The sequence below is a fragment of the Streptomyces sp. NPDC025784 genome (assembly GCF_055558435.1).
This window is the reverse complement of record NZ_JBVHMN010000010.1, coordinates 115,753-127,142: the sequence shown is the minus strand read 5'-3', so window position 1 is coordinate 127,142 and position 11,390 is coordinate 115,753. Positions and strand designations below refer to the sequence as shown.

The 11,390-nt window shown below is 71.3% G+C and carries 8 protein-coding genes; 1 reads left to right on the top strand and 7 read right to left on the bottom strand.

From position 1 onward, the window contains the following. Window positions 1-200 precede the first annotated feature (200 nt). The 7 genes from exaC to xylB form a co-directional block, all read right to left on the bottom strand. Window positions 201-1,724, bottom strand: coding sequence for an acetaldehyde dehydrogenase ExaC (exaC, locus tag ACZ4IF_RS23020; protein WP_467565517.1), 1,524 nt, complete (start codon window positions 1,722-1,724; stop codon window positions 201-203). Window positions 1,725-1,780: 56 nt separating this feature from the next. After that, window positions 1,781-3,085 carry a GAF domain-containing protein gene (locus ACZ4IF_RS23015; RefSeq protein ID WP_467565515.1) on the bottom strand — a complete coding sequence of 435 codons (1,305 nt, stop codon included), beginning with the start codon at window positions 3,083-3,085 and terminating at the stop codon, window positions 1,781-1,783. A 197-nt stretch (window positions 3,086-3,282) separates the two neighbouring features. Beyond that, entirely contained in the window at window positions 3,283-3,879 is a 597-nt protein-coding gene (locus tag ACZ4IF_RS23010; protein WP_467565513.1) for an N-acetylmuramoyl-L-alanine amidase, read from the bottom strand. A gap of 83 nt (window positions 3,880-3,962) precedes the next feature. After that, the gene (locus ACZ4IF_RS23005; protein ID WP_467565511.1) at window positions 3,963-4,976 is read right to left on the bottom strand and encodes an acetamidase/formamidase family protein; all 1,014 of its coding nucleotides are present in this window, start codon (window positions 4,974-4,976) and stop codon (window positions 3,963-3,965) included. Then, window positions 4,973-6,457: an APC family permease gene (locus tag ACZ4IF_RS23000; protein WP_345658006.1), complete on the bottom strand. Its 1,485-nt coding sequence runs from the start codon at window positions 6,455-6,457 to the stop codon at window positions 4,973-4,975. Before ACZ4IF_RS23000 ends, ACZ4IF_RS23005 begins: the two co-directional genes overlap by 4 nt. Window positions 6,458-6,838: 381 nt before the next feature. Continuing rightward, a complete protein-coding gene (locus ACZ4IF_RS22995) occupies window positions 6,839-8,047 on the bottom strand; it encodes an ROK family protein (RefSeq protein WP_467565508.1) in 1,209 nt (402 codons plus the stop codon). A gap of 73 nt (window positions 8,048-8,120) precedes the next feature. Further along, the gene (xylB, locus tag ACZ4IF_RS22990) at window positions 8,121-9,554 is read right to left on the bottom strand and encodes a xylulokinase (protein ID WP_467565506.1); all 1,434 of its coding nucleotides are present in this window, start codon (window positions 9,552-9,554) and stop codon (window positions 8,121-8,123) included. Between the two features lie 166 nt (window positions 9,555-9,720). On the opposite strand from xylB, the gene xylA reads away from it, so the two are divergent. Next, the gene (xylA, locus tag ACZ4IF_RS22985) at window positions 9,721-10,887 is read left to right on the top strand and encodes a xylose isomerase (RefSeq protein WP_467565504.1); all 1,167 of its coding nucleotides are present in this window, start codon (window positions 9,721-9,723) and stop codon (window positions 10,885-10,887) included. Window positions 10,888-11,390: the final 503 nt, after the last annotated feature.

The following is an 11,390-nucleotide window of genomic DNA, read 5'->3' as shown; positions in this document are numbered from 1 at the left end:
CCCAGCAGGCCCTGCGGTGCCTCGTCGAAGGCGGCGTGCGGGACCGTGCGCGGAGGACGCCGTTCGGCCCGTGGCCGGCCCGGGACGGATCCACTTGGAGCCCGTGCAGTGGCGTTGGGCGCTGTGCTGATCGTGGAGCGTAGCTCCGGCGTCGGAGTGCCTGGAGGTCAACGAAGCCTCCAGGCAACCGACTTCGGACTCTAGAAGAAGCCGAGCTTCTTCGGGGAGTAGGACACCAGCAGGTTCTTCGTCTGCTGGTAGTGCTCCAGCATCATCTTGTGCGTCTCGCGGCCGATGCCGGACTGCTTGTAGCCGCCGAACGCGGCGTGCGCCGGGTAGGCGTGGTAGCAGTTGGTCCAGACGCGGCCCGCCTGGATCGAGCGGCCCGCGCGGTACGCGGTGTTGATGTCCCGAGTCCAGACACCGGCGCCCAGCCCGTACAGCGTGTCGTTCGCGATCTTGATGGCGTCGTCGAAGTCGTCGAACGACGTGACCGAGACGACCGGCCCGAAGATCTCCTCCTGGAAGATCCGCATCCGGTTGTCGCCCTCGAAGATCGTCGGCTGGACGTAGTACCCGCCCTTCAACTCGCCGTCGTGCTCGATCCGTTCGCCACCGGTGAGGATCTTGGCGCCCTCCTGCCGGCCGATGTCCAGGTAGGAGAGGATCTTCTCCAGCTGGTCGTTGGAGGCCTGGGCGCCGATCATCGTGTCGGTGTCCAACGGGTGGCCCGGCTTGATGAGCTCGGTGCGGGCGACGGCCGCCGCCATGAAGTCGCCGTACTGGCCGCGCTGGACGAGCGCCCGCGACGGGCAGGTGCAGACCTCGCCCTGGTTGAGCGCGAACATGGTGAAGCCTTCGAGCGCCTTGTCCCGGAAGTCGTCGTCGGCGGCCCACACGTCGTCGAAGAAGATGTTCGGCGACTTGCCGCCCAGCTCCAGCGTGACCGGCTTGATGTTCTCCGAGGCGTACTGCATGATCAGCCGCCCCGTCGTGGTCTCACCGGTGAAGGCGACCTTCGCCACCCGGGGGCTGGACGCGAGCGGCTTGCCCGCCTCCACCCCGAAGCCGTTGACGATGTTCACCACGCCCGGGGGCAGCAGATCCGCGATCAGGCTCATCCAGTAGTGGATGGACGCCGGGGTCTGCTCCGCGGGCTTGATGACGACCGCGTTGCCCGCCGCCAGCGCAGGGGCGAGCTTCCAGACCGCCATCAGGATGGGGAAGTTCCACGGGATGATCTGCGCGACCACACCGAGCGGCTCGTGGAAGTGGTACGCCACGGTGTCGTCGTCCACCTCACCGAGCGACCCCTCCTGAGCGCGGATCGCCCCGGCGAAATAGCGGAAGTGGTCGATCGCGAGCGGGATGTCGGCCGCCAGGGTCTCCCGCACCGGCTTGCCGTTCTCCCAGCTCTCGGCGACCGCCAGCTTCTCCAGGTTCGCCTCCATCCGGTCCGCGATCTTGAGCAGGATGTCGCCGCGCGCTGTCACGGAGGTGCGTCCCCAGGCGGGAGCCGCCGCGTGCGCCGCGTCCAGCGCGCGCTCCACGTCCTCGGCGGTGCCCCGCGCCACCTCGGTGAACGGCTGCCCGTTCACCGGACTCGGGTTCTCGAAGTACTGCCCGCGAGCCGGCGGCACGTACTCCCCGCCGATGAAGTGGTCGTAACGCGCCTGGTAGGAGACGATCGCGCCCTCGGTGCCGGGCGCCGCGTAACGGGTCATGCTGGTCTGCCTCCCGGAGAAGCGCTGCCCGCCGTTGGGCAGCTCTCGCCGCGAGGCTAGGAGCGCGGACGTTGCGAGGACGTTGCACCGCCCGGCGCCCGCCCCCGAGGCCATGCCGCCGACAGCTCACTCTCCAACGCGTCCAGCCGGGACCGGACAGCCGCCGTCGGACGTACCGAAGCCAGCGCTCGCCACACGTCCAGGTCGTCCTCGCCCCAGGGTGCGCGCGCCCAGTCGGCCAGCAGATCGGGATCGCGGCGGGCGACGAGCGCCGTACGCAGCCCGTCCGCGAGCCTGCGTCGCAGCCGGACCACCGCGGGCGCCCCCGAACTCGGCAGCAGCGGACCCGTGTACGCCGCCATGGCCGCCGTCACCGAGCCGGTCCCGAGCCGCCGCTCCATGACCGCGACATCGGACTCGACCGGCACCGTGAGCCGATAGGGGCGCGACTCCAGCAGACCCGGTCCGAGCAGTCGGCGCAGCCTGGCCAGTTCGGCGCGCAGCGTCACCGGCGTCACCGACTCGTCCTCGTACAGCGCGCACAGCAACTCGTCACCCGTCAGACCCTCCGGATGCCGGGCCAGCAGCACCAGGATCTCGCTGTGCCGGCGACTGAGCCTGATCTTGCGGCCCCCCGCCAGCAGCTGGGCCTCGTCACGGCCCAGCGCGGTCAGCTCCAGGCCGTCGGTCCTGGTCTCGGGCGGTGCGAGCAACGCCAGATGGGACTCGGCCGCCCGCGCCACGGCCTGCACGAAACCGAGACTGTGCGGATGCGCGAGCCCGTCCCCGCCGGTGATGTCCACCGCGCCGAGCACCCGCCCGGTGCGCGGGTCGTGCACCGGCGCCGCCGCACACGTCCAGGGCTGGACGCGCCGGCTGAAGTGCTCGGCCGCGAACACCTGTACCGGCCGGTCGACGGCGACCGACGTGCCGGGCGCGTTCGTCCCCACGGCGGTCTCCGACCAGCGCGCTCCCGGTACGAAGTTCATCCGGTCGGCCTGCCGCCGCGTCACCGGATGGCCCTCCACCCACAGCAGCCGGCCCTGCGCGTCGCACACCGCCAGCAGATGCTCCCCGTCCGCCGCGAAGGTCCCCATCAGTTCCCGGAACAGCGGCATCACCCTGGCCAGCGGATGCTCCGCCCGGTAGGAGCCGAGGTCCCCGTCGGTGAGCTCGACGCTCGCCGTACCGTCGGGAGCCACCCCGGCCCGCGCCGAACGCCGCCACGAGTCGGCCACGACGGACCGCACCGGCCGTGTCACCGTGCCCGCCTCGGTGAACGACTGATGGGCACGACGCAGCACCCGCATGCGCTGGACGGGGTCGGCTCCTGGCTCCAGGGCCACCCAGGGATCGGTCAACTCGGCCTCCCGGAAGGCGATGCGGCTGGGACCATCGTCACTCCCGGTGCGCGCCCGGACAAGCTGTGTGCCCGTCCTTGCACCGAATCCAACCGTGCGAGCGGCTGCCGCACGCGCACGTCCGCCCGTCTGTTCGGCCGCGGTACCGGCGGCGCCCTGCGGGGCTTGGGCATCCCTGAAGCCCGGGAGCCGTGGCGTCAGGCGAAGTTGACCAGTCTTATGTAGCGCGTCCAGTCCCAGTTCGGTCCGGGGTCGGTGTGGTCGGTGCCCGGCACCTCGTAGTGCCCGATGATGTGGGCGCGGTCCTTCGGAATGCCGTACTTCGTGCAGATCGAGGCGGTGAGCTTGGCGGACTCCTCGTAGAGGGCGTTGGTGAAGTAGGCGGGTCGGTCCACCCAGCCCTCGTGCTCGATACCGATGCTGCGGGTATTGTAGTCCCAGTTGCCCGCGTGCCAGGCGACGTCCCGCTCCCTGACGCACTGCGCGACATGACCGTCGGCCGATCGCACCACGTAGTGGGCCGACACCTGCTTCTGCGGGTTCGCGAAGATGGACAGCGTGTCGCCGTACGTCTCCTGGGTGACATGGATGATCACATAGTCCAGCCGATAGGTCGTCGGCCGGTTGGACGCCGTGTAGTTGGACCTGCTCGCCGCGGTCCACTCGGCGCTCGGATAGTCGACGGCCGTCTGTGCCGTGGCGCGCGTACCCGGGACTAACGCGTAGGGGAGGGCGGCCAGGGCCGCGCCCTTGAGCAGCCGCCGCCGGCTCGGGAACGATCTCGCTCGCTCCATGGTGTGTACGCCTTTCACATGTGGGGGGTACCTGTGGGGGATGGTCTCGATCGTGCTGGACGTCCGGCCGGCGCCCGCGTGTCTCACCGCCGGAGCGTGGCGGCCTTCTCGCGCAGTTGCCGGTGCAGTCCGCGGTGAGTCTCTCGCGCCGGCAGCCACTCCTTGCGGAGCTTGGCCACGCACGTGTAGTTGGTGTCGCAGACATTGGCGAGCGGCGATTCGACGGCCTGCGTCGCGAACTGGTAGGCGTCCAGATCGCTGAAGCCGTAGTCACGCACCAGCCACTGCACCAGGTCGAGCTGCGATATCCGGAACGCGTCCTCCAGAGGCCGCGCCGAACCCGTCGAGACGATGTGCGTGTCCGACTCGATGCGCGGCCACGGCGTGGCCACCTGCTTGAGGAGTTCGACGATCACCATCGTGTTCATCGCGCACTCGACGGCCACCCCGCAGGTCTCGCCCTCGCCCTGCCGGGCGTGCCCGTCGCCGAGGCTCAGCAGGGCGCCCTCGACATTCACGCCGAGATAGCAGGTCACGCCCGCCCGCATCTCCGGTGTGTCCATGTTCCCGCCGTGAGCATCGGGCACCAGCGCCGAACGCACCTCCAGGTTCGCCGGCGCCACCCCGACGGTGCCGTGCATCGGATCCATCGGGAGCTCGACCTCGATGTCGCTGTCACGCGCACTGAACAGGGCGGTGCGGCGCTCCCGGTCGAGCTGCCAGATCCACACGGTCTCCGGCAGCGGCGGCTGCAAGGTGGCCGTGGTGTGTGTGGACGTGAGCGCCCCGAAGAGAGGAACCGTCGTCGATGCCGCCCAGTCACGAGCCGGCTCGATGGACACGAAATGCACCGCGACGGTGTCACCGGGCTCCGCACCCACCACGTGGAAGGGGCCGGTCTGCGGATTGAGATAGGGGAACTCGCAGACCTCGGACACCAGGTCCTTCTCGGACCGCACCCGACCCGCGAAGCAGTCTTCCGTGTAGAGGTCCAGGACCGTGCCGGGCTCGATGCGCGCCACGGGCGGCGCGCCGCCGAACGTCCACGCGTACTCGCCCGGCGCGGGCCGCACGGTCAGGATCCGGGGGTCGCTCATGACTGCACGGCTCCGCTCTGCCGGGGTTCGGCGGTGGGGGTCTCGTCGAGATGGACACGCGCGGTCTCGGCTATGCGCCCCGGATGGCGGCGCAGCAGCACGATCAGTACCGCGACACCGGCGAGCATCCAGACGCCGACCACCGGTCCGGCGTACGACACGGGAGCCGTCAGCTCGGAGACGAAGTCGAAGACCGGCAGCCCCGCCGCGGTCAGCAGCGCCGGAACGAACGCGGCGATCCCGAGCACGGGGAACAGCAGATGCCGCACCGGCCGGAGCAACTCCCGCCTGCGCCGCAGGAAGTAGCCCGCGCATGCCAGGTTGACCACGATGTACACGCCGATGACCACGGTGACGATCACCGTCGCGAGCAGGAGGAACGCCGTCACGGGGTCGTAGGCGAAACCGAGTCCCAGCATCGCCGCGAGCGCCACCGCACCCTGCACGACGACGCCGGCGACGGGGGAGCGGTGCCGGGGGTGCAGGCTCGCGAAGAGCCCGGGGAACACCCGGATCCGGGCCAGGGCGAAAGCGGTTCGCGTGGAGACGTTGGAACAGGCGTTGGCATTGGCGATCGTCGAATTGACCACGGCCAGGAACACGAGCACCCAGAACAGGCCGAACGAGGCCCGTGCCACGCCCTCCCACGAGGCGGCCCCCGAGGCGCCGAAACCAGTGAAGCGGTCCGGGCCGAAGTAGACGGACATGGCGTAGGTCGTCACGACGTACACGAGGCCGATCGCGAGTGCCGCGCCGAGGACGGCCCGGTGCATCGTGCGGCGCGGGTCCTTGGTCTCCTCGGCGAGCGGGGCGGCCGCCTCGAAACCCGCGAAGGCGAGCACGGTGTACACCGATCCCGCGAACACCCCGCTGATGCCTTCATATCCGTCGGCCGTGTGGGACGTGCCGAACACCGACAGGGTGTTGTCGCCGCCGGCCTCGGCGATCAGCCATACCGCGAACACCAGGAAGACCAGTACCTCGAAGACGCCGAGGACGGTGCCGAAGCGGGCCGAGGCGCGCACTCCGAAGTAGCCGGCGACGGCGATGATCGCGGCTCCCGCGAGCGACCAGGGCCACCACAGGTCGTCCGGATACGACGACCACTCCTGGTGCAACGTGCCCGCCGTGGTGAATCCGAGCTGCAGGAGCAGCAGTGGCGGTACGAGCGCTTCGACGAACACGTAGCCCCAGCCCACGAGGAAGCCGACAGCCGGGTGCAGGCCCTGAGCCGCGTAGGTGGCCACCGAACCGGCCGACGGCAGCTCCCTGGCCAGCTCGGCCACGCACGAGGCGGTGAACAGACACGCCACGAGCGCGATGAGCACGGACAGGGGCAGACTGCCGCCCGCGAAAGCCGCGCCCGACGGAATGGACGCGGCGACCGCTGCCGCCGGCGCCATCGCCGTGATGCTCTGGAACAGGACCTCGCGCAGCCCGATCGCCTCACGCCGCAGTCCTGGAACCGTCTCTCCCGACACGTGAACCCCCCGATCCGCCGCCCGGCGCGCAGCCACCCCCTGGGCGGCTGCGCCTCGCGTGAATTACGGTACGGCGCTTGCCGGTTGGGCCGGAAGAGCGAGGCGTCAGTCCGTGGACAAGTCCGTGACTGTGGACAACTCGGCCACCCGGAAGGGGGAGTCCTACGTGTGGGCTGACGCCCGCCCACCGACGCCGATGCGCTGACCGCTGTGTGGGTGAGGGAGGTGTTCTGACGGCCGTTCACCTGCTTCGCCCGCCTTCCCGATCGCTGTCGGATCGGGCTTGGCGCGCTCCGCCACCGTCGGGTGCTCGGGCTTGGCGCGCTCCGCCACCGTCGGGTGCTCGGGCTTGGCGCGCTCCGCCACCGTCGGGTGCTCGGGCTAGGCCCGCTCCGCCACCGCCGCCGGGTCGTCCAGCACACCTCGCACCACTGAATGCGCGGCGCCCAGCAAGGGTCCCTCGGGGCCCAGCCGGGAAACCGATACGGCGCAGGCGGGACCCGCGGTGCGGCGGGCCAGCTCCTCCTCCAGCGACGGCAGAAGCCAAGGTGCGAGACCGGACAGCGCACCTCCCAGCACGACCGTCTCGGGGTCCAGCAGATTGACCGCCCCCGTCAGCGCGATGCCGAGTGCGGTGCCCGCATCGCGCAGGGCACGCCGTACGTGCGGGTCGCCCTGCGCGGCGCGCTCGGACAACAGCCCCACCCGGTCCCCGCCGGGCTCCAGACCGGCGGCACGCAGGACGGCCTCCTCTCCCGCGTACTGTTCGAGGCAGCCATGGCCACCGCACGGGCACTCCGGCCCGTCCGGATGCACCGGCACGTGCCCCAACTCGCCGGCGAAGCCACGGGTTCCGCGCAGCAGGCGCCCGTCGACGAGGACCGCGGCACCGATACCGATCTCCGCGGACACGTGCAGGAAGTCGCGCGGGGTCGCGTCGCCGAGCCACAGTTCGGCGAGGCCGCCGAAATTGGCCTCATTGTCCACGGTGAGCGGCAGATCCGCGGGAAGCAGTGCGCTCAGGTCCGTGTCCTGCCAGTGGAGGTTCGGGGCGCGGACCACGGTCCGGGCGTCGCGCGCCACCAGACCGGGCACGGCCACCGCGAGACCCGCGGGCCACAGCCCCTCGCGCTCCGCCTCGGCGACGACCTCCCGCACCATGGCCGACAGCTCCTCGACGACGGGTTGTGGCGACCGGCCGCGGTTCGTGCCGTGGCGCACCGCACGGGCCCGTATGTCGCCGCGCAGGTCGACGGCGCACACCGCGAGGTGGTCGACGCCGACCTCGGCACCGATCCCGGCGGGACCGCGCCCGCTGACGGCCAGCGCCGAGCCCGGCCGCCCCACCCGGCCGGGCCGTTCGGGACCCAGCTCTTCGAGGAGCCCCGAGCGGATCAGTTCGTCGACGAGCGTCGACACGGCCGCCCGTGTCAGGCCGATCCGCGAGGCGACGGCGGCGCGCGACAGCGGCCCCTCGGCACTGACGGTGTGCATGACCCTGGACAGGTTGCGGCGGCGCATGCCCTGCTGAGTGTCGGGCAGCCGGGGGCCGGATCCGGTCGGGTGGGTCTCGTGCAGCGGTGCGGTCATGCCTCCGTCAATCCTCGTTCCTGTCGTCCTCGCGGGACCACGCTCCTGCCGCCGCCGGCAGTGGCCGGCGTGATTACTGCCGCTCCAGCAGCGCAGCCGCGTCGGAGAGTACCCCGGCGATCCTGGCGAGCGTCTCGTCGTCCCGCTCCACGGCGTCGAGCACCGGCCCCTGAGCGGTGTTCCAGCGCCGGGCGACGGCGGCCGGGTCCTCGCCGGTGAGCAGGCCCGCGGCCTGGGCGGCCGCCCCGAGCGCCACGAGCTCCTTGGCCTCGGGCACCTGTACCGGCCGCCCCGACAGCCGCCGCACGGTCTGCTGCCAGGCGGCACCCCGGGCACCACCGCCGATCAGCAGCAGGGGCGCGGCGCGGTCGGCGTCCGCGTCGAGGACGAGATCGAGGGCGCCGAGCAGCGAGTGCACGGCGCCGTCGTACGCCGCCTGGAGAAGCTGCCCGCCGGTCGTGTCGTGACGCACACCGGTCAGCAGTCCGGCCGAGTGCGGCAGGTTCGGGGTCCGCTCACCGTCCAGGTAGGGCAGCAGCGTCACCCCGGACCCGGGTTCCACGGCCTCCCGGTCGAGGCCCAGGAGCGCGGCGATGCGGTCGACGGCCAGGGTGCAGTTCAGGGTGCAGGCCAGCGGAAGCCAGTCGCCGCGCGCGTCGGCGAAGCCCGCCACCGTGCCCGTCGGGTCGGCGGGGCGCCGCGTCGACACGGCGTACACCGTGCCGGACGTCCCGAGGCTCAGTACCGCGGTGCCGGGGCGCAGGCCGAGGCCGAGCGCTGCGGCCGCGTTGTCGCCGGTGCCCGCCGCGACCAGGGTGCCCCTGGAGAACGGCAGGCCGCCCTGCGCGTGCACCGTTCCGGCCACCTCGCCGGGACGGACCACGCGGGGGAGCAACGCCGGGTCGAGCCCGACATGGGCGAGGACCTCGTCGTCGTAGGCCTCCGTCCCGGACGCCCACCAGCCCGTGCCCGAGGCGTCCCCGCGGTCGGTGGTGCCCTGCCCGGTCAGCCGTTCGGTGAGGTAGTCGTGGGGCAGCCGGACGGCGGCCGTCGCCCGGACGGCGTCCGGCTCGTGCTCGGCGAGCCAGGCCCATTTCGTGACGGTGAAGGACGGTCCGGGCACGCTTCCGGTGCGTTCCGCCCAGGCCTTCGGGCCGCCCAGTTCCTCGACCAGCCGGCGGGCCTGCGGCGCGGACCGCACGTCGTTCCACAGCAGGGCGGGCCGCACGGGCTCGCCCTGGGCGTCGAGGGTGACGAGGCCGTGCTGCTGGCCGCCGATCGAGACCGCGGCGGCCTCGTGGGCGGCGTCGCCGCACTGGTGCAGCGCTTCGCAGAGCGCGTCCCACCACTGCCGTGGGTCGCTCTCGCGGCCCGCACCCGTGGAGACGGTGTGCGGTGCCTGCCCACTGGCAACCACCTGTCCGGTGGATGCGTCGACGACCAGGGCCTTGGTGGACTGGGTGGACGTGTCCACTCCGACGACGAGCGGACCCTCGGCTGCTGACATCGGGCTCTCCCTCTTCCGCGGCTCCGCGGGATCTGTCCTGGTTGTGGGGCTGTCCGGACCGGCTCGGCCCGGGAGTTTCGCACTTCGTCTCTTCCCAGAGATGCGTCCGCATACTAATTTGTTAACCGCCATGACGAAATAGTCGGAGCAAACAAGGAGCCGTGACATGAACTACCAGCCCACCCCCGAGGACAGGTTCACCTTCGGCCTGTGGACCGTCGGCTGGCAGGGAAGGGACCCGTTCGGCGAAGCCACCCGGGGGGCCCTGGACCCGGTCGAGTCGGTGCAGCGTCTGGCCGAGCTCGGTGCCTACGGAGTGACGTTCCACGACGACGACCTGATCCCCTTCGGGTCCTCGGACAGTGAGCGCGAGTCGCACATCAAGCGGTTCCGGCAGGCCCTGGACGCCACGGGGCTGAAGGTGCCGATGGCCACGACCAACCTGTTCACGCACCCCGTCTTCAAGGACGGCGCGTTCACCGCGAACGACCGCGACGTGCGCCGTTACGCCCTGCGCAAGACGATCCGGAACATCGACCTGGCGGTCGAACTCGGCGCCCAGACGTACGTCGCGTGGGGCGGCCGGGAGGGCGCCGAGTCCGGTGCCGCCAAGGACGTCCGTGTCGCGCTCGACCGCATGAAGGAGGCCTTCGACCTCCTCGGCGAGTACGTGACCTCCCAGGGCTACGACCTGAAGTTCGCCATCGAGCCGAAGCCGAACGAGCCGCGCGGCGACATCCTGCTGCCCACGGTGGGCCACGCCCTCGCCTTCATCGAGCGTCTGGAGCGCCCGGAGCTGTACGGCGTGAACCCCGAGGTGGGCCACGAGCAGATGGCCGGGCTGAACTTCCCGCACGGCATCGCGCAGGCCCTGTGGGCGGGGAAGCTCTTCCACATCGACCTCAACGGCCAGTCGGGCATCAAGTACGACCAGGACCTGCGCTTCGGGGCGGGCGACCTGCGTGCCGCGTTCTGGCTCGTCGACCTCCTGGAGAGCGCCGGTTACGCCGGGCCGAAGCACTTCGACTTCAAGCCGCCGCGCACCGAGGACTTCGACGGCGTCTGGGCGTCGGCCGCAGGCTGCATGCGCAACTACCTGATCCTGCGGGAGCGCTCCGCGGCCTTCCGTGCCGACCCCGAGGTCCAGGAGGCCCTGCGTGCCTCGCGCCTGGACGAGCTGGCGCAGCCCACCGCGGCAGACGGCCTGAAGGGGCTGCTCGGTGACCGGACGGCCTTCGAGGACTTCGACGTGGACGCGGCGGCCGCGCGCGGCATGGCCTTCGAGCGTCTGGACCAGCTGGCGATGGACCACCTGCTGGGTGCGCGGGGCTGACCGGTCCCACGCGGCGTGGGCCCGCCCTCGGGCGGGCCTGCCCCGGCGGGACGGGATCTCGTGGCCGGGCCTCGTGCTCGGGCGCGTTCCGACCCCACCTCGTGTCCGACTGTGGTGGGACGGGTGAGTTCAGAGGGGGCAGCGGGTTCGGTGGGTTCGGAACGTTCCCTGCGTGAATGATGCGGAATCGTGCGATCCATGCCATGAGTCCGTATCAACTTCCGCGCAGGGCTCGCGTGATGACCGGTTCGGCACGACTCTTGACGGTATGGCCATGCCGCCCGTACCCCCTCGACCGCCGGGAGACACGCCGCCCCCAGATGACGGTGGCTTCGGACCACCACCGGGAGGCTACGACCCACCGTCCGGTGGCCATGGATCACCGACAGCCGGCGACGGATCGCAGTCAGGCGGATATGGATCTTCGTCCGGTGGCTACGGACCACCGTCCGGTGGCTATGGGCCGCCGACAGGTGGCCAGGGATCGCAATCCGGTGGTTACG

What these genes read in the sequence shown, in the direction of transcription:
- exaC (WP_467565517.1), bottom strand. Translation starts at nt 1,724, where the DNA reads ATGACCCGTTACGCGGCGCCCGGCACCGAGGGCGCGATCGTCTCCTAC.
- ACZ4IF_RS23010 (WP_467565513.1), bottom strand. Translation starts at nt 3,879, where the DNA reads ATGGAGCGAGCGAGATCGTTCCCGAGCCGGCGGCGGCTGCTCAAGGGC.
- ACZ4IF_RS23005 (WP_467565511.1), bottom strand. Translation starts at nt 4,976, where the DNA reads ATGAGCGACCCCCGGATCCTGACCGTGCGGCCCGCGCCGGGCGAGTAC.
- ACZ4IF_RS22995 (WP_467565508.1), bottom strand. Translation starts at nt 8,047, where the DNA reads ATGACCGCACCGCTGCACGAGACCCACCCGACCGGATCCGGCCCCCGG.
- xylB (WP_467565506.1), bottom strand. Translation starts at nt 9,554, where the DNA reads ATGTCAGCAGCCGAGGGTCCGCTCGTCGTCGGAGTGGACACGTCCACC.
- xylA (WP_467565504.1), top strand. Translation starts at nt 9,721, where the DNA reads ATGAACTACCAGCCCACCCCCGAGGACAGGTTCACCTTCGGCCTGTGG.